Origin of the sequence: Micromonospora sp. TSRI0369 (assembly GCF_001905625.1) — a bacterium.
GTDB lineage: Bacteria > Actinomycetota > Actinomycetes > Mycobacteriales > Micromonosporaceae > Micromonospora > Micromonospora echinospora_A.
The window spans coordinates 486860-506966 of record NZ_LIVU01000006.1 but is presented as its reverse complement, the minus strand read 5'-3'; the positions used below and the strand labels follow the sequence as shown (position 1 = coordinate 506966).

Here is a 20107-nt window from a genome sequence, read left to right as displayed (position 1 = left end):
ATCTCCGTCGATTTGAAGACTTCTGCAAGTGCTAAAGTCTTCAGAGTCGTCGGAGGGGTGTGTCATGTCGGTGCCGCTGTACCAGGCCAAGGCGGAGCTGTTCCGCACCCTCGGGCACCCGGTCCGCATCCGGGTGCTCGAACTGCTCCAGGACGGGCCGAAGCCGGTACGCGACCTGCTCGCCGCCATCGACGTGGAGGCGTCCAACCTCTCCCAGCAGCTCGCCGTGCTGCGCCGGGCCGGCATGGTCACCTCCTACCGCGACGGCCCCCTGGTCATGTACGCGCTCAGCACCCCCGACGTGGCCGACCTGCTCGCCGCCGGGCGGCGCATCCTCGGCGCGGTCCTCACCGACCGGGACGCCCTGCTGGACGAGCTGCGGGCGTCGGGGACGGACCGGTGAGCGGGGTGGCCCTTCGTGGTGGTGATCTCGTACGGCAGGCAGGCCGGCTGTTCGGCGGGCTGCTGCCCGGCCGGGCCGACTGGGCGGCAGTGCGCCGCTCGCCCCGGCGCGACCTGCTCGCCGGCCTCACCGTCGCCGTGGTGGCGCTGCCCCTGGCGCTCGCCTTCGGCGTCACCTCCGGGCTCGGCGCGCAGGCCGGCCTGGTCACCGCCGTGGTCGCCGGGGCCGTCGCGGCGATCTTCGGCGGCTCCAATCTCCAGGTCTCCGGCCCCACCGGGGCCATGACCGTCGTGCTGGTGCCGGTGGTGCAGCAGTTCGGCGCCGGTGGCGTGCTGATGGTCGGCGTGCTGGCCGGGCTGATCCTGATCGCGCTCGCCCTGGCCCGCCTCGGCCGGTACGTCCGCTACCTGCCGACTCCGGTCATCGAGGGCTTCACCGCCGGCATCGCCGTCGTCATCGCGCTGCAACAGGTGCCGGCCGCGCTCGGCGTCGCCGGGGCGCACGGCGAGAAGGTGTGGGCGGTGGCCGCCGACGCGGTCGCCCGGTTCGCCGCGCAGCCCCGGCCCGCCGCGATCGCTGTGGCGCTCGGCGTGGCGGCGCTGATGCTGCTCGGCGCCCGGTGGCGGCCCGCCGTGCCGTTCTCCCTGGTCGGGGTGGCCGCCGCGACGCTCCTCGCCGAGCTGGCCCCGATCGACCTGGCCCGGATCGGCGAGCTGCCGCAAGGGCTGCCCGCGCCGTCGCTGAGCTTCCTGGACCTCGGCGCGGTGGGCGTGCTGCTGCCCAGCGCCCTCGCAGTGGCCGCGCTCGCCGCGCTGGAGAGCCTGCTCTCCGCCACCGTGGCGGACGGCATGACAGTCGGCGAGCGGCACGACCCGGACCGGGAACTGTTCGGCCAGGGCCTGGCCAACCTCGCCTCCCCGGTGTTCGGCGGCATCCCGGCGACCGCCGCCATCGCCCGTACGGCGGTCAACGTCCGCGCCGGGGCGTCCTCGAAGCTCGCCGCGCTCACCCACGCGGTCGCCCTCGCCGCGATCGTGCTCGCCGCCGCCCCGCTCGTGGGCCGCATCCCGCTGGCCGCCCTGGCCGGTGTGCTGCTCGCCACCACCATCCGGATGGTGGAGGCGGCCTCCCTGCTGGCGCTGATGCGGGCCACCCGGGCCGACGCGGTGGTGCTGGTGCTGACGTTCGCCGTCACTGTGATCTGGGACCTGGTGACAGCAGTGGTCGTCGGGCTCGCCGTCGCGGTGGTCCTGGCGCTGCGTGCGGTCGCCCGCAGCGCCAGGCTGGAACAGGTGCCGCTGGACACCGGCGAGCACAGCGCCGAGGAGCACGAGCTGCTCGCCGAGCACATCGTGGCGTACCGGCTCGACGGGCCGCTGTTCTTCGCCGCCGCGCACACCTTCCTGCTGGAGCTGGCCGAGGTGGCCGACGTGCGGGTGGTGATCCTGCGGATGTCCCGCGTCTCCACCATCGACGCCACCGGCGCCCAGGTGCTCGGCGACGCCATCGCCCGGCTGCGCGGCCGGGGAATCACGGTGCTGATCTCCGGCATCACCCCGGGCCACGACCAGGTGCTCAGCACGCTCGGCGTCGCCGAGGAGCTGCGCCGCGAGGGGCTGGTGTTCGCGGACACCCCGGCCGCGATCCGGTACGCCCGGGGTGTCGCCCTCGCCGCGAGCCCCGCCTAGGCTCTCGTCACCTCGGCGTTCACCTCCACCTCCACCTCCTCCTGCTTCCGCACGCCGAAGACGATCAGGTAGCCGAGGATCCACACCTCGCCCACCGTTGCGGGCACCACCAGCAGGTCGCCCGCGCCCCCGGCGCCGGGGGCGAGGTACGCGACGAACGTCATGAGCACGTAGCCGACGCCGCCGGCGACGAGGACCCAGCCGAGGGGGCGGGGCAGCCAGCCGGACCGGAGCACGCACCAGCCCATCGGCACCAGCCACAGGCCGAAGAAGAGCCCGCCCACCTCCCACAGGTTCCCGCTGACCAGGTAGAGCAGCTGGACGGTGTCGGCGTCGCCCGGCCCGCCGGTCGCGACCCCCAGGGCCGTGGCGAGCACGGCGGCGCTGCCGAGGATCGCGACGGCGTTGACGAGCCCGAAGGCGGCGATGCTGCCCGCGGCGGTGCTGTCGACACTGCGGAACAGGCGGTGGAACCAGACGGCGGTGAGCGCCTGGGTCAGGACGACCAGCAGTTCGAGGGCGATGCCGACGCGCGCCAGCGACTCGTGGGCCACCAGATTGGCGAGCGTCGCGCCCGCGTCGTCCGCGTCGAAGATCATCGGGCGGACGGTGAGGAACCCCAGCGCGCCGGTGACGGCGAGCCCGAGGTAGAACAGCCCGGTCACGCGGGCGGTACGGATCAGCTGGTGCATGGCGGCTCCTACGGGGGTGATCGACGTGCCGTGGCTGAGCTTGCCTTACGCCGTAAGGCCAACCATACGTTGTAAGGTCAAGAGGAGATGGGGAGCCGGATGGGAGCGAGGAAACCTCGGGAGCCGCTGAGCCGCGAGCGGGCCCTGGCCAGCGCGATCGCCCTTGTCGACGCCGAAGGGATGGGGGCGCTCACGATGCGCCGGCTCGCCGCCGAACTCGGCGTCGAGGCCATGTCGCTCTACCACCACCTACCCGGCAAGGCCGGACTGCTCGACGGCCTCGTCGACGCGGTCGCCACGGAGATCACCTCAGCCGCCGAGCTTGCCGAGGCGGACGCGCCCGGCGGTGACTGGCGTACCCGGCTGCGGCTGCGCTTCCTCGCCGCGCGCGCGGTCATGCTGCGGCACCCGTGGGCTCCCGCGCTGCTCAGCTCCCGCCCGACCGTCCCCGCCGGGGTGTACGCCTACTACGACGGCATCCTCGCCACCCTCGTCGAGGGCGGCTTCTCGTACCGGATCGCCCACCGGGCGCTGCACGCGTTCGGCAGCATGGCGCTCGGCTTTGCCCAGGAGGTGTTCCGCCCGGACGCGGCCGGGGCAGCCGACGAGGTTGCGGCGGAAGCGGAGATGATGGCGCTGGCGGAACGGCTGCCGCACCTGGCCGCGATGGTGGCCGCCGAGATGCACGACGCGGCCGATCCGACGCTCGGGTGGTGCGACTCTCAGACCGAGTTCGAGTTCACGCTCGACCTGCTCTTCGACGGCCTCGAACGACACCTGCCGCGCGCCTGAACCGCCCGCGCGGGCGGGCGGACGCGAGCTGCCGGGTGGAACGTCATGGGTGTCGCCGCGCCCGTTTGACACCCACGGCGCTCCACCCACGCGACTCGGTCCCTGCCATTCGCAGTCAGGTATCGGACTGAGAAGCCGACCAAAGCCGAATTGATGAGCTGGCCTATCCGTCCGGCATTCGGTTTCGACCGGGACGGATCGCTCGACATCCGACTGGTCAACTCTTTCCGTTCGTACGCGCCGATGGTCGCACCACTTTTCGACCGTGCTCGCGAGTAACTTCTCGTACCACCGCATTCACGAGGAGTCACTTATGTCTGAGGAAACCTGGCTCGCGGCGCGTCTGATTCCCACCTCGGGCATCAACGGCGCCGAGGAGCAGGAACGCCGGGCGACCTCCGCCCTGCTGGCGGTGATGAGCGCGGTCCGGGAGTTCGGGCGTGTCCTGACCCAGTCCGTCGGCGCGCCGGCCGGAGTCGTGCAGACCTTCATCGAGGTTCCCTTCAAGCTCGGAAACCAGCAGCTCTTTCCGGATGGCCTCATCCGCGTCACCAGAGGACAGCGTCAGTGGACCGCACTCGTGGAGGTGAAGACCGGCAGTAACCCGCTGCGATCCGAGCAGTTGGAGGCCTACCTGGACATCGCGCGCGAGCAGGGATTCGACGCCCTCATCACGATCTCCAACGAGATCGCTCCCGTCCCGGGTCAGCATCCGACGACCGTCGATCGCCGGAAACTGCGCAAGGTCGCCCTGTATCACCTGCCCTGGACGGAGATCCTGACCCAGGCCGTGATTCAGAAGGAATACCGTGGCATCGCAGACCCGGATCAGGCATGGGTTCTGGGCGAGCTGATCCGATATCTCGAACACCCGCGTTCGGGCGCTCTTGAGTTCAGCGACATGGGACCGGCCTGGGTGCAGGTTCGGGACGGGGTGTCGGCCGGGACATTGCGGGCCGGCGACGACGCGGCAGCGCAGGTCGCCGGGCGCTTCGACGCCTTGATCCGTTACGCGTGCCTCCGACTCGGCCGACAGTTGGGCACCGACGTTACTCCCGCGCTGAGCCGCCGCGACCTCGCCGATCCGGCCGCACGCACCCAGTCGCTCGCCAATCAACTCGCCAGTGCCGGCACCCTGAGCGGCAGCATCCGGATTCCGGGCGCGGTCGGGCACCTTCACGTGACGGCCGATCTGCGGGCCGGGCAGATCGTCTGCCACGTCGATGTCGACGCTCCGCGGTCCGGCCGGCCGACCACCCGGGTGAACTGGCTGGTCCGTCAACTGAGGGACGCGCCGGACACGGTCCGGATCGAGGCATTCGCCATGCACGCCCGGGGCGGAGGCGCCACCGATCTCCTCCGTCAGGTACGCGCCGAGCCGACGACGCTCATCAGCGATCCCTCGCGTGAACTGCGGGCTTTCCGTATCGCCCAGAGCACAGCTGCGGGAACCAAGCGTGGCAGTGGTCGGGGCGCCTTCATCGACTCCGTGCTGCACGCCATCGACGACTTCTACGAGCAGATCATCCAGAACCTCAAGCCGTGGATGCCCGCGGCGCCCCGGTTGCGTACGTCGGAGGACGTGATCCCCGTTCAGCCGGTCGCCTCCAGCCTCGTCTCCACCGCCATCTCGTCCCAGGACAGCCCCGAGTTCGACACCCAGGGAACGCCCGGCGGCTCCGGCTCCTCGGACCGCACCGACGAGTGATCCCACCGTCTCGCCGCCGAGCTTCCGACCCGAGTTGGTGGTATCAGGCGGGCGCGTCAGGCCAGTGCGGCCAGGGCATAGGGCGGGAGTGAGTATTCGGCGTTCTCGCCCTCGGACCACTCGGCGTAGCCGCGCTTGAACGCCAGGACGCCCTCGACGCGGAGGTGCTCTTCCGGCTCGCCCTGTAACGGACGCCTACCGGCACCGCCGGGTTCGGGCGGCGCCGGGCGGGTACCAGGGCGGTATGACTGATCCGGTTGAGCTTTCCGAACTGCACGCCGGAGGCGCAGACCCCGACGACGTCACCCCGGACGAGCCGCACGCGGACCTGGACGGAACCGACGAGAACTCACCGGCCGAGTTCGGCCTGCCGATAGACGGCACCGCCCCGGCCGAGGAGGACCCCACCCGGCCCTGACCTGCCGTCGTGCGGCGCGCCCTCGCGGCGAGTGGAACGCCACGGGTGTCAAACGGGACCGGAGACACCCATGGGGTTCCACCCAACGGCTCTGCGGGCGAGCACTAGTTGGGCAGGGCGGCGAGGCCGGCCAGCAGCTCCCACCGCTCAGCCTCGGTGAGCACCGCGTACGCGGGCTCGTCGCGGCGGTCGGTGTCCGCCTCGATCGCCGCGCGCTGCGGCCCGTCCGGCAGCGCGCGGATCTCGTCGGCCTTCAGCCCGGCGGCCCGCCACGAGGCCCGGTGGGCGTCCGCGCGGTGGTGCCGCAACGAGCCCAGCCGGGTGACGAGCAGCAGCGCCGGGGAGGCGCCCGCCGGCTCGTACGGCGGGGACATCGCCCGGAACACCGGCCCGCCGGTGGCCTGCGCGTGCGCCAGCACCCGGCCGACCAGGTCGGCGAGCCGGGGCACGATGGCCAGGCCGGGCAGCACCCCGGGCAGCATGGCCCACAGCTCTTCGGCGGCCTCGCCGGTGGCGCGCTGCGCGAACAGCGTCAGTTCCCGGCCCAGCTCGGTGAGGTGCCACGCGCCCTCGCCGTCCCTGACGACGACGCCCTGCTCCAGTTCCTTGTCCATGCTGCCGGAGGTGTAGACCAGGCCGTCGGCCAGCGCCTCGGCGGGCATCGGCCGGGCCAGTACGCCGGAGAAGAAGCTGTTCTCCGCGCCGAGTGTGCAGCCCTGCTCGGCGTAGAACGCCTCCATCCGGGCGCGTGCTGCCCAGCGGGCGCCCACGTAGACCCGGTCGATCGCCGGGCGGACCAGTCGCGCGTAGCTCACAGTCGTCTCCACGCCGCCGGACGTTACCGGCGCGCGGGCGTTAAGAAGGGCCCCCTCCTCTACCGCAGGCGTTAAGAGGGGGCCCTTCCTTACGTCACTCGGGGACGCGGCGGTAGGCGCCGTCGCTGGCCGAGGTCGCCATCGAGGCGTACGCGCGCAGCGCCGCCGACACCGGACGCTGCCGGTCGACAGGGGTGTACGGGCGGTCCCGCTTCTCCTCGGCCACCCGGCGCGCCTCCAGCTCGTCGGCGGGGACGTTCAGCTCGATCGACCGGCCCGGGATGTCGATGACGATCTCGTCGCCGTCGCGGACCAGCGCGATCAGCCCGCCGGAGGCCGCCTCCGGGGAGACGTGCCCGATGGACAGGCCGGAGGTGCCGCCGGAGAACCGGCCGTCGGTGAGCAGCGCACAGGAGCGGCCCAGCCCGCGGCCCTTGAGGAACGAGGTCGGGTAGAGCATCTCCTGCATGCCGGGGCCGCCCTTCGGGCCCTCGTACCGGATCACCACCACGTCTCCGGCGACGATCTCCTTGGCGAGGATCGCGGTCACCGCGTCGTCCTGCGACTCGTAGACCTTGGCCGGGCCGCGGAACGTCAGGCACTCCTCGGGCACACCGGCGGTCTTCACCACGCAGCCGGCCGGCGCGAGGTTGCCGTGCAGGATGGCCAGCCCGCCGTCCGCGCTGTACGCGTGCTCCCGGTCGCGGATGCAGCCGCCGGCCGCGTCGGTGTCCAGCGACGACCAGCGGTTGGCGGTGGAGAACGGCTCGGTGGTGCGCACCCCGCCCGGGGCGGCGTGGAACAGCTCGATCGCCTCCGGCGTGGCCGAGCCGCCGCGCACGTCCCAGTCGGCCAGCCACTTGTCGAGGCCGGGGGAGTGCACCGCCCGCACGTCACGGTGCAGCAGCCCGGCGCGGTCCAGCTCGCCGAGGATGGCCGGGATGCCACCGGCCCGGTGCACGTCCTCCATGTGGTAGTTCGGCGAGTTCGGGGCGACCTTGGCCAGGCACGGCACCCGGCGGGAGATCGCGTCGATGTCGGCGACGCCGAAGTCCAGCTCCGCCTCGCGGGCGGCGGCGAGCAGGTGCAGCACCGTGTTCGTGGAGCCGCCCATGGCCACGTCGAGGGCGATCGCGTTCTCGAACGCCTCCCGGCCGGCGATCGAGCGCGGCAGCACCGAGGCGTCGTCGTTCTCGTACCACTGCTTGGCGATCTCCACGATTGTGCGCCCGGCCTCGACGAACAGCGACCGGCGCGCGGCGTGGGTGGCGAGCGTCGAGCCGTTGCCTGGTAGCGCGAGGCCGATCGCCTCGGTGAGGCAGTTCATCGAGTTGGCGGTGAACATGCCGGAGCAGGACCCGCAGGTCGGGCAGGCGGAGCGCTCGATCTCGCCGAGCTGGTCGTCGGTGACCGCCTCGTTCGAGGAGGCGATCATGGCGTCGATCAGGTCGATCTTGGAGTGGACGACGCCCTCGATCGCCACCGTCTTGCCGGCCTCCATCGGGCCGCCGGAGACGAAGACGGTGGGGATGTTGAGCCGCAGCGCGGCGAGCAGCATGCCCGGGGTGATCTTGTCGCAGTTGGAGATGCACACCAGGGCGTCCGCGCAGTGCGCGTTGACCATGTACTCCACCGCGTCGGCGATCAGCTCCCGGCTGGGCAGGGAGTAGAGCATGCCGCCGTGGCCCATGGCGATGCCGTCGTCCACGGCGATGGTGTTGAACTCCCGCCCCACGCCGCCGGCCTCGGCCACCGCGTCGGCGACCAGGCCGCCGAGGTCCTTGAGGTGGACGTGACCGGGTACGAACTGGGTGAAACTGTTGGCGATGGCGACGATCGGCTTGCCGAAGTCGTCGTCGGTCATCCCGGTGGCCCGCCAGAGGGCCCGGGCGCCGGCCATCGTCCGACCGTGGGTGGAGGTCCTCGACCGCAGCTCAGGCATGACACCCAGTCTGACACCATCCCCGCGGCGCGCCCCCGCCGCGCACCCTGTGTCCCAACAGTTGCACACCCGGTGCCCCACGGGGGGCGCTCATCCGGCACAGTTGACGCGTGCAGTCGTCCCCGGGGATGGTCACCGTCGCGGCGCTGAGCGGGATCGCCGCGGCCGCCGCCACGGCGCTGCTCGCCGCGTCCGCGCGGCGTCGCACCGGCCCTCGCCGGCAGGCCCACCTGCTGCTGGCCGTTGCCGCCGGGGCGGCCCTGCTCAGCCTGCTGGTCGGTCTCGCCGGCCTGTTCGCGGCCGGGGACCACTGGGCGCACCGGCAGGGCCAGCGGACCGGCTGGGCGATCCTGGTCGCGGTGGGCACCACGCTCGCCGGGCTCGGTCTCGGCGCCGCAGTGCTCCGGCTGCCCGGCGCCGCCGCGACCCGCGCCACCACCGCCCGGCTGCTGCTCGACGGCCTGATCATGGGCAGCGCGCTCTGGTTCGCCGGCTGGGTGGCGTTCAGCGAGCCGACCCGGCTCCTCGGCGACGCCACGCCGACCGCCTGCCTGCCGATCCTGCTGGCCACGATCATCGCGGCGCTGACCACCGGGCTCACAGTGATCCTGGTGCTGCGGGTCGCGCCGCCACGCGGGTGGCTGACCCTGCTCGGCGTCGGCGCGACAGCGGTCACCGCGGGCGGGCTGGGCGTCTCGGCCGGGCTCTGCCAGGCCGGCCCCGGCCTGGCGCTGACCGGCGCCGCGCTGACCGCCGCCGGCCTGCTCGCCACCGCCGTGGCCGGCCGCCGCGCCGACCTGATGCAGCTCGACGTCGATCTCATCCGCCGCGACGGCGAATACGCCTTCGTGCCGATGTTCGCCATCGCCGCCTCCGCGATGTATCACCTGGTGCAGGGCGGCGGGTTCGACGGGTACGCCATCGTGGCCGGCACCGTCGAGGGCTTCGCCCTGGTCACCCGGCAGTACCTGGCGCTCAACGACGTACGCGGCTACGCGGGCCGGCTGGCCGAGCGGGAGGCACACTTCCGTGAGCTGGCGCACACCGACCCGCTCACCGGGCTGGCGAACCGGCGTGGGCTGCTGCGGGCGCTGCACCGCGGCGCCGAGGCGGGTGTGCCCTGCGTCCTGCTCGGGCTCGACCTGGACGGGTTCAAGAACGTCAACGACATGCGGGGCCACGACGTCGGCGACGCGGTGCTGATCGAGGTGGGGCGGCGGCTGCGGGGCAACCTGCGGCCCGGTGACCTGGCGGCCCGGCTCGGCGGTGACGAGTTCGCGGTGCTGATGCACGGGTCGGCCGATCCGGGCCCGGTGGCCGACCGGCTGCTCGGGGTGCTCGGCCGCCCGTACGAGCAGGGGGACGGGCCGGTCTTCCTGTCGGTGAGCATCGGGGTGGCGGCCGGGCACGGCGAGGCGGACGTGGAGCTGCTGCTGCGCAACGCCGACCTGGCCCTGCGCTACGCCAAGCAGCGGGGCAAGAACCGGATCGAGCGCTACGACGCGACGTACGACCAGTTGCTGAGCCGGCGTACCCGGCTGGAGCACGAGCTGCGCGGCGCGATCGAGCGCGACGAGCTGCGGCTGGTCTTCCAGCCGGTGGCCTCGCTGCCGTCGGTGCGGCCGGTCGGCGCGGAGGCGCTGCTGCGCTGGCGTCACCCGGAGCTGGGCAACGTCCGGCCGGACGAGTTCATCCCGCTCGCCGAGGAGTGCGGGATGATCGCCAAGCTCGGCGCGTGGGTGCTGCACCAGGCCTGCTACCAGCTCTCCCGCTGGCTCGCCGACGGGCACGACGTGTGGGTGTCGGTGAACGTCTCACCGCGCGAGCTGCACGCGCCCGAGTACGTGGTCCAGGTCGCCGAGGCGCTGCGCGCGCACCACGTGCCGCCGCAGCGGCTGGTGCTGGAGGTGACCGAGCACGCGGTCGCCACCGACGTGGACGAGCTGATCCGGCGGCTCACCGCGCTGCGGCTGACCGGCGTCCGGATCGCGCTGGACGACTTCGGCGCCGGCTACTCCTCGCTCGGCCAGCTCCGGCGGCTGCCGATCGACATTCTCAAGATCGACCACAGTCTGGTCGCCGAGCACGAGCCGGTCCGGCCGGTCGGGCGGGACGGCCCGGCGTTCGCCCCGATGGTCGACATCGTCATGCGCCTGGGGCACCAGCTCGGCCTGGAGGTGATCGCCGAGGGTGTGACCAACCCGACCGAGCTCGCCGCCGTGGTGGCCGCCGGCTGCCGGTTCGGTCAGGGGGCGCTGTTCGGCTGGGGCGTACCGGCCGAGCACCTGGAGGCGATGCTGGAGGCGGCGACCGCGCCCGGGAACCGGCACACCGCGATGCCCCAGGCGCCACCGGCCCCGCCGGCGCACAGCCCGTCCCCGTTGCTGCCCCGGTTGCGTAACAACCCGCCCGCCGCGGTCCCCGCCCAGCGTCCTCCGATGGAGGGATCTTCGCAGGTGGGGCCGGGGGTGGAGGGCATGCCGGGTACCGAAACGCCCACGTCCGTGAACCAAAATGTGGGATCAGTTGACTCATCGCGTGAGATGCGTCAGGCTTAGCCGCATGTCGTCGAACCGGTCGCCGCGAGTACTTACCTGAGCGCACTCTCCCACCGAGAGTGCGCTGGCCCCGTGCATCCTGCACGTGGGCTTTTTTGTTGCCGTCGGACCCATCGCGGGACCTCCGCGTCCCATCCTGAGAAGCGCGTCACCCACTCACTTCCGAAGGCTTGAACCGCCATGACGAGACCCACGCCAGAGACCCTCGCCCACTCCGCCCGCCGTGCCCGTTCCGGCACCGGCGCGGCCGGTGACTCCGACTCCGCCGCCCGCCCCGGCCGTGCCGCTCCGGCGGCCGCCACCACCGAGACGCCCGTACGGGAGCCCGCCACCGCGCAGGTCTCGGGCGCCGGTTCGCTCGTGCGGTCGCTGGAGGCGCTCGGCGTCGACGTGGTCTTCGGCATTCCGGGTGGTGCGATCCTGCCCGCGTACGACCCGCTCTACGACTCGACGGTCCGGCACATCCTGGTCCGCCACGAGCAGGGCGCGGGGCACGCGGCCACCGGTTACGCGCAGGCCACCGGCCGGGTGGGCGTCTGCATCGCCACCTCCGGCCCGGGCGCGACGAACCTGGTGACCCCGATCGCCGACGCCTACATGGACTCGGTGCCGATGGTGGCGATCACCGGCCAGGTGGCCCGGCCGTCGATCGGCACCGACGCCTTCCAGGAGGCGGACATCCAGGGCATCACGCTGCCGATCACCAAGCACAACTTCCTGGTGCAGACGGCCGACGAGATCCCGCGGGTGCTGGCCGAGGCGTTCCACCTGGCCGCTACCGGCCGGCCCGGCCCGGTGCTGGTCGACATCCCGAAGGACGTCCTGCAGGCGCCCGCGACCTTCTCCTGGCCGCCCGCGCTCGACCTGCCCGGCTACCGGCCCACGCTGCACCCGCACGGCAAGCAGATCCGCGAGGCGGCCCGGCTGATGACCGGCGCCCGCCGACCGATCCTCTACGTCGGCGGCGGCGTGCTCAAGGCCGGCGCCACCGAGGGGCTGCGGAAGCTGGCCGAGCAGACCGGCATCCCGGTCGTCACCACGCTGATGGCGCTGGGCGCGTTCCCCGACTCGCACCGCCAGCACCTGGGCATGCCGGGCATGCACGGCACCGTGTCCGCGGTCTACGGCCTGCAGAAGGCCGACCTGATCGTGGCGCTGGGCGCCCGCTTCGACGACCGGGTGACCGGCAGGCTGGACTCGTTCGCGCCGGACGCGACAGTGGTCCACGCCGACATCGACCCGGCCGAGATCGGCAAGAACCGGCACGCCGACGTCCCGATCGTGGGCGACGCGCGGCACGTCATCGACGAGCTGATCGCGGCTGTCACCGCCGAGCAGGCCGCCCACCAGTCGGTCGACCTGACCGACTGGTGGGCGCAGCTCGACGACCTGCGCGAGCGGTACCCGCTCGGCTTCGAGGAGCCGGCCGACGGCACGCTCTCCCCGCAGTACGTGATCAAGCGGCTGGGCGAGATCGCCGGCCCGGACGCGATCTACGTGGCGGGCGTCGGCCAGCACCAGATGTGGGCCAGCCAGTTCATCTCGTACGAGAAGCCGCACACCTGGCTCAACTCCGGCGGCCTGGGCACCATGGGCTACGCCGTCCCGGCCGCGATGGGGGCCAAGGTCGGCAAGCCGGACACCACGGTGTGGGCGGTCGACGGCGACGGCTGCTTCCAGATGACCAACCAGGAGCTGGCCACCTGCGCGCTGGAGGGCATCCCGGTCAAGGTCGCTGTGATCAACAACGGCAACCTGGGCATGGTGCGGCAGTGGCAGACCCTGTTCTACGGGGAGCGCTACTCCAACACCGAGCTGGGCACGCACAAGCACCGCATCCCGGACTTCGTCAAGCTCGCCGAGGCGCTCGGCTGCGTCGGGCTGCGCTGCGAGAACGCCGCCGACGTGGACAAGACCATCGAGGCGGCCATGGCGATCAACGACGCGCCGGTGGTCATCGACTTCGTGGTCGGCAAGGACGCGATGGTCTGGCCGATGGTCGCCGCCGGCACCAGCAACGACGAGATCATGTTCGCGCGGGGCGTGCGCCCCGCCTTCGACGAGGACGAGCTCTGATGACCATGCACACGCTGTCCGTGCTCGTGGAGAACAAGCCGGGTGTCCTCGCCCGGGTCTCCGGGCTGTTCTCCCGGCGCGGGTTCAACATCGACAGCCTCGCCGTCGGCGAGACCGAGAACCCGGACGTCTCCCGCATCACCATCGTGGTCAACGCCGAGTCCTCGCCGCTGGAGCAGGTGACCAAGCAGCTCAACAAGCTGGTCAACGTACTCAAGATCGTGGAGCTGGACCCGCAGGTGTCGGTGGCGCGGGAACTGCTCCTGGTCAAGGTCCGCGCGGACCGCGCGGCCCGCGCCCAGGTGCTGGAGACGGTCGGCCTGTTCCGTGCCCGGGTGGTCGACGTCGCGCCGGACACGCTCACCGTCGAGGCCACCGGCACGCCGGACAAGCTCGACGCGCTGCTGCGTGACCTGGAGCCGTTCGGCATCAAGGAGATGGTCCAGTCCGGCACGGTGGCCATCGGGCGGGGTTCGCGGGCCATCACCGCCGGCCCGGCCCTGCGCGCCGCCTGATCCGTACCCACAAGTTTTTTCGACGGGCCGACGGGCTCCGCCGTACGAAAGGGAAGTCAATGAGCGTTGAGGTGTTCTACGACGACGACGCCGACCTGGGCCTGATCCAGGGCCGCAAGGTCGCCGTGATCGGGTACGGCAGCCAGGGCCACGCGCACGCGCTGTCGCTGCGCGACTCCGGCGTCGACGTGGTGATCGGCCTGCCCGCCGGGTCGAAGAGCCGGCCGAAGGCCGAGGAGCAGGGCCTGCGCGTGCTCACTCCCGCCGAGGCGGCCGCCGAGGCCGACGTGATCATGATCCTGGCGCCGGACACCGCCCAGCGGGGCCTCTACGCCGAGGCCATCGCGCCGAACCTGACCGCCGGCAAGGCGCTGTTCTTCGGGCACGGCTTCAACATCCGGTACGGCCTGATCAAGCCCCCGGCCGACGTGGACGTGGCGATGGTCGCCCCGAAGGGCCCGGGTCACCTGGTCCGCCGCCAGTACGTCGACGGCAAGGGTGTGCCCTGCCTGGTCGCCGTCGAGCAGGACCCCAGCGGCAACGCGCTCGGGCTGGCCCTGGCCTACGCGAAGGCGATCGGCGGCACCCGGGCCGGCGTGATCCGGACCACGTTCACCGAGGAGACCGAGACCGACCTGTTCGGCGAGCAGGCGGTGCTCTGCGGCGGCGCGGCGGCGCTGGTGCAGACCGGTTTCGAGGTGCTCACCGAGGCCGGCTACGCGCCCGAGGTGGCCTACTTCGAGTGCCTGCACGAGCTGAAGCTCATCGTCGACCTGATGTACGAGGGCGGCATCGCCCGGATGCGCTACAGCATCTCCGACACCGCCGAGTACGGCGACCTGTCCCGTGGCCCGCGCGTGATCGACTCCCGGGTCAAGGAGGAGATGCGCAAGATCCTCGGCGAGATCCAGTCCGGCGAGTTCGCCCGCGAGTGGGTGGCCGAGGACGAGGCGGGCCGGCCGAACTTCGCCAAGTGGCGGGCCGAGGGCGCGGCGCACCCGATCGAGGAGACCGGACAGAAGCTGCGCGGCATGATGAGCTGGGTCGACCGGCCGATCACCGAGACCGCCTGAACCCTCCCACGTGCGGCCCGCGACCCGACGCTCTCTCCGGCGTCCGGGCGCGGGCCGCAGTCCGCTCCACCCACCCACCGCCGGTCAGGTGGCCACCAGCCGGTCCGCCTCGGCGAGTGCCCGCCCGGCCTCGTCCGGGCGGCCGAGCGCAGCCAGCGACGTGGCCAGGTTGCGCAGTGCGACGGCCATCTCCGCGGGCGGCAGCCCGCCGTCCACCGCACGCGCCTGCTCCACCGACTCGCGGTGGGCGTCGTACGCCTCGTCGAGCCGGCCCAGCGCGTCCAGCCGGTTGCCGAGATTGCCCAGCGCCTGGGAGAGGCCGGCCCGGCGGGCCGGATCCTCGTCGGCCAGCTCCCGGCGCAGGGCCACGCACTCCCGCAGCGCCTCGGCCGCCCCGGCCACGTCACCGGACCGGTACAGGGCCCGCTCCAGGCAGAACAGGGCCTCGCTCAGCAGCCCACGGTAGGTCGGTTGTCCGGCCACCAGTGACCGGGCCAGCTCGACCGCCTCCCGGCCGGCCGCTGTCCCGGTCATACCGGCGATCCGCGTGCCGGGCGGCGGCGGATCCTCGTCGCCCCGCTTGAAGGCGGACATGACCGTCACCGCGCACAGGCCCTGGACGAGCAGCGGGCGGAACACCTCGGGCAGGTCGTGGGCCCGCCGTCGACAGAGCGGCAGCAGCTCCTCCAGGAGCGGCTCCACGTCGTCCCACGCGCCGACCGTCATCCGTGCCGGGACGAGCGCCATCAGTGACTGCGCCAGTGGGACGCCCCCGCCGGCGCGCGCCACCTCGACGGCTTCGGCGAGGCGGGCGACGCCCTCGTCCGGTCGGCCCGTCTCCAGCAGCAGTGAGCCGTGCGCGCGCAACGCCTTGGCCAGGCCGCTCCCGCGTACCCCGGGAGTCTGGTCGACCCAGGGCCGTAGGAGGTCGACCGCCCCGGCGGCGGCCCGCTCGGCCGCCTCGACCTCTCCGAGTGCCTGCCGGCAGCGCGACTCGGTCAGCAGCGCGTCGGCGGAGACACGGTGCCCGGGCACCGGTGTGACGGAGCGGAGCACCTCCAGGTCCGCCGCGGACGCCGTCAGCAGTTCCAGTGCCTCCCGGTGACGACCGTTCACCGCCATGCTGGACGCGAGGTGTACCGCCGTCTCGGCGCCGGCGGCCTTCCAGCGGAACCGATGCCGCCAGGGAAGCGCGAGGTACGCGTTCCGCGCCTGCCGGCGAACGTCCAGAGCTTCGTCGTGCCGCCCCAGCGCCGTCGCCGCCTCGCCGGTGGCCAGCAGGGTGAGGATCCGCCGGGCCCGGTCGTCGGCGGTGAGCGGCTCCGCGCCGGCCCAGGCGCGTAGCGCCAGCCGCGTCGACGCGAGCGCCTCCCGTACCTCGCCGAGATGGGACCGGTGCCGGGCGAGCAGCGTCCGAGCGGTGGCGAGCGCCACGAGCCCGAGCCGGTCGGACGACTCCTCGACGTACCCGATCGCCTCGTTGAGCTCGGCGATGACCGCGGTCGTGGGACGGACGTCCGGCACGCCGGCGCGGGCCACCAGCGCCCGGGCCAGAGCCGTCCGGTGCCGATCCGGGCGTTCGGCGACCAGCCGACAGCAGAGCGCCACCGCCTCCTCGGCGGCGGCCGTCCGCCGGGCCGTTCCGCCCCGCAGTCCGCTCACCACCTGGGACCGGGTGATCAACGCCTCGGCCAGCCTCGGCCCCCAGCCGAGCGGGTCGAGCCGGGCCATCGGCCGCAGCAGCGCGATCCGGACGACCACCGACATCGGCGCTTCCTCCCTCGTGACGACAGCTCCCGTTGTAGCGGCCCGATGCCAGCGCGGTGCCCGGTGAACGGGGGATGACAGGCGTGCGACGGGCCTGTGTGAGGGCCCTCACCCCGCACTCCGGGACACGCCGGGCGGACGGCCACCTACCATCCTTGGTGTGGTGCCCGAGCGCACCGACGGCCATGGTGCGGATCAGCGGAGGGCGCAGCGCGGCGTCCTGATGCCCCGAACCGACCGCATACGACGTCTACGAGGACCGATGAATCCTGTCGTACTGATCGCCGAAGAACTCGCCCCCGCCGCCATCGAGGTGCTCGCCCACGACTTCGACGTGCGCCACGTGGACGGCACCGACCGCCCGGCCCTGCTCTCCGCGCTCTCCGAGGCCGACGCGGTGATCGTACGAAGCGCCACCCAGATCGACGCCGAGGCGATCGCGGCCGCGCCGCGGCTCAAGGTGGTCGCCCGCGCCGGCGTCGGTCTGGACAACGTCGAGGTGCCCGCCGCCACCGCTCGGGGCGTCATGGTCGTCAACGCGCCCACCTCGAACATCGTCTCCGCCGCCGAGCAGGCCGTCGCGCTGCTGCTGGCGGTGGCCCGCAACACCGCCAGCGCCAGTGCCGCGCTCAAGGCCGGCGAGTGGAAGCGGTCCAAGTACACCGGCGTGGAGATCCAGGGCAAGACCGTGGGCGTGGTCGGCCTCGGTCGCATCGGCGTGCTCTTCGCCCAGCGCATCGCCGCGTTCGGCACCCGGCTGATCGCGTACGACCCGTACATCCAGCCGGCCCGCGCCGCGCAGCTCGGCGTCCGCCTGGTCGGGCTGGAGGAGCTGCTGCGGGAGAGCGACTTCATCTCCATCCACCTGCCGAAGACGCCGGAGACGGTGGGCCTGATCGGCGAGAAGGAGCTGGCGATCGTCAAGCCGGGCGTCCGGATCGTCAACGCGGCCCGCGGCGGGCTGGTCGACGAGCAGGCGCTCGCCGACGCGATCGCGGAGGGCCGGGTCGCCGGCGCCGGCGTCGACGTGTACGCCAAGGAGCCCTGCACCTCCTCGCCGCTGTTCGCCTTCGACAACGTGGTGGCCACCCCGCACCTGGGCGCCTCCACCAACGAGGCGCAGGACAAGGCCGGTCTCGCCGTGGCCAAGAGCGTCAAGCTCGCGCTCCAGGGCGAGTTCGTCCCGGACGCGGTGAACGTGCAGGCTGGCGGCGTGGTCGCCGAGGACGTACGCCCGCTGCTGCCGCTGGCCGAGCGGCTGGGCCGGGCGTTCACCGCCCTGGCCGGCGGGGTGGCCGCCAGCGTGACCGTCGAGGTGCGCGGTGAGATCGCCGGCCACGACGTGTCGGTGCTCAAGCTCGCCGCCACCAAGGGGCTGTTCAGCTCCGTGGTGGAGGAGCAGGTCACCTACGTCAACGCGCCGCACCTGGCCGCCGAGCGGGGCGTCGAGGTCACCCTGGCCACGCCGGGCGAGACGGTCGACCACCCGAACCTGGTGACCGTGCGCGGCGCGCTGCCGGACGGGCGTACCGTCCGGGTGTCCGGCACCGTGGTGCACACCGGCGCCCGTGACGTGTTCAAGCTGACCGAGGTGGACGGCTTCGACGTGGAGATCGGCGCGGAGGGCATCCTGGTCTTCCTGCGCTACGCCGACCGGCCCGGCGTGGTCGGCACCGTCGGCACGCTGCTCGGCGAGGCCGGTGTCAACATCGCCGCCATGCAGGTGGCCCGCCGCGAGGCCGGTGGCGAGACGCTGATGACGCTCACCGTCGACCAGGCGCTCGGCGCCGACCTGCTCACCTCCGCCGCCGACTCGATCGGCGCGGTGGCGGCCAGCGCCGCCGACCTGCGCGACGTGTAGTCCGGACAGGACACATCGGGGCCCGGCCGGATGCGGCCGGGCCCTTCGTCGTTCCGGCCGGTCAGGAACGCACGCGGGCCGGTGGCGGGTAGACCGAGCCGTCCTGCGCGTCGAAGAGCATCAGGTCGTGTTCGCCGGCCAGCCGTTCGATGTCCAGCAGGACCTGGTCCGGGCAGGTCGGGTTCAGGTTCATCTCGATGTGGTCGGCGGCCGTGTGCAACGGCGCCTCCCAGGGCGTACCCGGCCGGGTCGGCCCGTCGGGGTAGCTCGCCGTGATCGCCCGGTAGAAGGCGACCAGCCTCGGGTCGGGTTGCTGCCTGCCGTGCCAGCCCTCGCGGCACTGCTGCACCGCCGCCCGCACCTGGTCCGGTGTCGCCCCGTTCGGCAGGGCCCACACGCTCAGATCGAAACTCACGGCGGACAGCGTGCCATCCCGGGCCCGGCCCGTCACCTCTGCCCCACCGTGCGTTCACCGGCTGATTGCCGACACCGATTCCCAAGCGTCCGCTGTGGAGACTCTTGCGTCGAGTTGCGTCGATTCGCTAGCGTACCGTTGCGGTTTCTGGCTGAGTCGATCCCCGGCCCGTCTTCGGGTGGCGCGGTCGGGCGTCCGCCCTGTCGGCCCGCACCCCTCGATTGCGCGAGCCACGCGCACTCGTCGCTGACCGGCCCCCACGGTCGTTGCCGAGACCGCGGGGGCCGATCGCGGCTCAGCGCCGGTGCTGCGCGAACAGCGGGCGGTAGTCCGAGTCGTGGCGGAACCAGGCCAGCCCGGCCGGTCCGGCGGCGTACAGGGCGGTGGCGTAGGCGTCGGCGACGGCCAGGTCCGGGCCGATCACGGTGGCGGCCACCAGACGGTCGGTCGGTTCGCCGGTGTGCGGGTCGATCACGTGCCCCCGCCGCCCGGTGACGCCGGAGGTGCCCACCGCGCCGGTCGTCATCTCCAGCACGACAGGCGTCCGCCGGGTGTCGGTGGGGTGGTGCACCGCGACGCGCCACGGCCCGCCGTGCGCCGCGCGCCCGCGTACCGTCAGGTCGGCACCGCTGAGCACGGCGTAGTCGTGGACGCCGGCGGCGCGCAGCCGCGCCGCGGCCCGCTCCACCGCCCAGCCGCCGAGCAGGCCGCCCGGGTCGAAGCCGCCGGGCACGGCCCAGGCGTCGAACCACCCGTCGGTCGCCGCCCGCATCGACGCGCAGAGGTCGATCAGGTCGGCCAGCGGGGGGTACGAGTCGGGGCTGATCTCGTCGCGGCGCAGCCGGGACACGAGGCTGTCCGGCCGGTTCGGTCCGTAGGTGAGGTCGACGGCCCGCAGTTCGGCAACGGCGTCCCGCAGCGCCTCGCCCACCACCCGGTGGCCCAGCCACTCGGGCGCGTTGAGCAGCAGCGTGTAGTCGGCGGTCGAGGTGGACACCGTGTGCCGGACGGCGATCCGGCCGGACGCGCCGGCGCCGGGCCGCTCGACGCGGTGGCTGGCGGCGCCCAGGTGCAGGTCCGGACGGACCGGGCGGAACGCGGACTGATCGACCCAGCGGGTACGTGGTTGCTCGTCCGCCCAGTGGGTTCGCCGGTGTTCGATCCGCATGACACCTGCCCCTCGGTGGTCGCCGCCGTGTCGCGGCGGTGGCCGGTTCCGGGCCTGCGTCGACCCGATCGAACCCGACCCTAAGCAGTGGAGATGACGGCACCATGAGTGTCGGCTGGGAGCATCCTGTGACTCGCCTTTCCCGAATGGTGGAAGAGTCGTACCGGGGGCCGGGACACCGACGTACCGTTGCCGAGAACGTCGAGACGAGGAGCA

Annotated in this window: 16 protein-coding genes; 10 read left to right on the top strand and 6 right to left on the bottom strand. The window is 72.8% G+C overall.

Annotated features, from left to right (window positions below):
- The first annotated feature begins 64 nt into the window (after positions 1-64).
- Both AMK25_RS23085 and AMK25_RS23080 read left to right on the top strand, forming a co-directional pair.
- On the top strand, positions 65-403 hold the full coding sequence (locus AMK25_RS23085) for an ArsR/SmtB family transcription factor (protein WP_013284484.1): 339 nt from the start codon (positions 65-67) through the stop codon (positions 401-403).
- Positions 400-2091, top strand: a complete 1692-nt coding sequence (locus AMK25_RS23080) for a SulP family inorganic anion transporter (RefSeq protein WP_073830445.1) — start codon at positions 400-402, stop codon at positions 2089-2091. The genes AMK25_RS23085 and AMK25_RS23080 overlap by 4 nt, the downstream gene beginning before the upstream one ends.
- Here AMK25_RS23080 and AMK25_RS23075 read toward each other — a convergent pair.
- Complete coding sequence (locus tag AMK25_RS23075; RefSeq protein ID WP_073830444.1) at positions 2088-2783, bottom strand: DUF4386 domain-containing protein; 696 nt, start codon at positions 2781-2783, stop codon at positions 2088-2090. The genes AMK25_RS23080 and AMK25_RS23075 overlap by 4 nt on opposite strands.
- A gap of 87 nt (positions 2784-2870) precedes the next feature.
- Between AMK25_RS23075 and AMK25_RS23070 the strand changes: the two genes are divergently transcribed.
- The 3 genes from AMK25_RS23070 to AMK25_RS32470 all read left to right on the top strand — a co-directional run bounded on the left by AMK25_RS23070 (position 2871) and on the right by AMK25_RS32470 (position 5701).
- Complete coding sequence (locus AMK25_RS23070) at positions 2871-3575, top strand: TetR/AcrR family transcriptional regulator C-terminal domain-containing protein (protein ID WP_083664799.1); 705 nt, start codon at positions 2871-2873, stop codon at positions 3573-3575.
- A 313-nt stretch (positions 3576-3888) separates the two neighbouring features.
- Positions 3889-5283 (top strand): stress response protein, encoded by a 1395-nt coding sequence (locus AMK25_RS23065; RefSeq protein ID WP_073830509.1) that lies wholly within the window; start codon positions 3889-3891, stop codon positions 5281-5283.
- A gap of 244 nt (positions 5284-5527) precedes the next feature.
- On the top strand, positions 5528-5701 hold the full coding sequence (locus AMK25_RS32470; RefSeq protein WP_198937632.1) for a hypothetical protein: 174 nt from the start codon (positions 5528-5530) through the stop codon (positions 5699-5701).
- Between the two features lie 104 nt (positions 5702-5805).
- Here AMK25_RS32470 and AMK25_RS23060 read toward each other — a convergent pair whose 3' ends face one another.
- Positions 5806-6528 carry a hypothetical protein gene (locus AMK25_RS23060; protein ID WP_241826450.1) on the bottom strand — a complete coding sequence of 241 codons (723 nt, stop codon included), beginning with the start codon at positions 6526-6528 and terminating at the stop codon, positions 5806-5808.
- A gap of 82 nt (positions 6529-6610) precedes the next feature.
- Positions 6611-8458, bottom strand: a complete 1848-nt coding sequence (gene ilvD, locus AMK25_RS23055) for a dihydroxy-acid dehydratase (protein WP_073830442.1) — start codon at positions 8456-8458, stop codon at positions 6611-6613.
- Positions 8459-8568: 110 nt separating this feature from the next.
- Between ilvD and AMK25_RS23050 the strand changes: the two genes are divergently transcribed.
- The 4 genes from AMK25_RS23050 to ilvC all read left to right on the top strand — a co-directional run bounded on the left by AMK25_RS23050 (position 8569) and on the right by ilvC (position 14680).
- Positions 8569-11016 (top strand): putative bifunctional diguanylate cyclase/phosphodiesterase, encoded by a 2448-nt coding sequence (locus tag AMK25_RS23050; RefSeq protein WP_073830441.1) that lies wholly within the window; start codon positions 8569-8571, stop codon positions 11014-11016.
- A gap of 180 nt (positions 11017-11196) precedes the next feature.
- On the top strand, positions 11197-13092 hold the full coding sequence (locus tag AMK25_RS23045; protein ID WP_073830440.1) for an acetolactate synthase large subunit: 1896 nt from the start codon (positions 11197-11199) through the stop codon (positions 13090-13092).
- Positions 13092-13607 (top strand): acetolactate synthase small subunit, encoded by a 516-nt coding sequence (ilvN, locus tag AMK25_RS23040; RefSeq protein WP_073830439.1) that lies wholly within the window; start codon positions 13092-13094, stop codon positions 13605-13607. Before AMK25_RS23045 ends, ilvN begins: the two co-directional genes overlap by 1 nt.
- A 59-nt stretch (positions 13608-13666) precedes the next feature.
- Entirely contained in the window at positions 13667-14680 is a 1014-nt protein-coding gene (gene ilvC, locus AMK25_RS23035) for a ketol-acid reductoisomerase (protein ID WP_073830438.1), read from the top strand.
- 84 nt (positions 14681-14764) lie between these two features.
- Here the strand turns inward: ilvC and AMK25_RS23030 are convergent, their stop codons facing one another.
- On the bottom strand, positions 14765-16447 hold the full coding sequence (locus AMK25_RS23030) for a tetratricopeptide repeat protein (protein WP_073830437.1): 1683 nt from the start codon (positions 16445-16447) through the stop codon (positions 14765-14767).
- A 262-nt stretch (positions 16448-16709) separates the two neighbouring features.
- Here AMK25_RS23030 and serA point away from each other — a divergent pair, with 262 nt between their 5' ends.
- Positions 16710-18308, top strand: coding sequence for a phosphoglycerate dehydrogenase (serA, locus tag AMK25_RS23025; protein WP_073830436.1), 1599 nt, complete (start codon positions 16710-16712; stop codon positions 18306-18308).
- A gap of 61 nt (positions 18309-18369) precedes the next feature.
- On the opposite strand, the gene AMK25_RS23020 is transcribed toward serA, so the two are convergent.
- A complete protein-coding gene (locus tag AMK25_RS23020) occupies positions 18370-18723 on the bottom strand; it encodes a hypothetical protein (protein ID WP_192900199.1) in 354 nt (117 codons plus the stop codon).
- A 295-nt stretch (positions 18724-19018) separates the two neighbouring features.
- A complete protein-coding gene (locus AMK25_RS23015; protein ID WP_073830434.1) occupies positions 19019-19891 on the bottom strand; it encodes an FAD:protein FMN transferase in 873 nt (290 codons plus the stop codon).
- Positions 19892-20107: the final 216 nt, after the last annotated feature.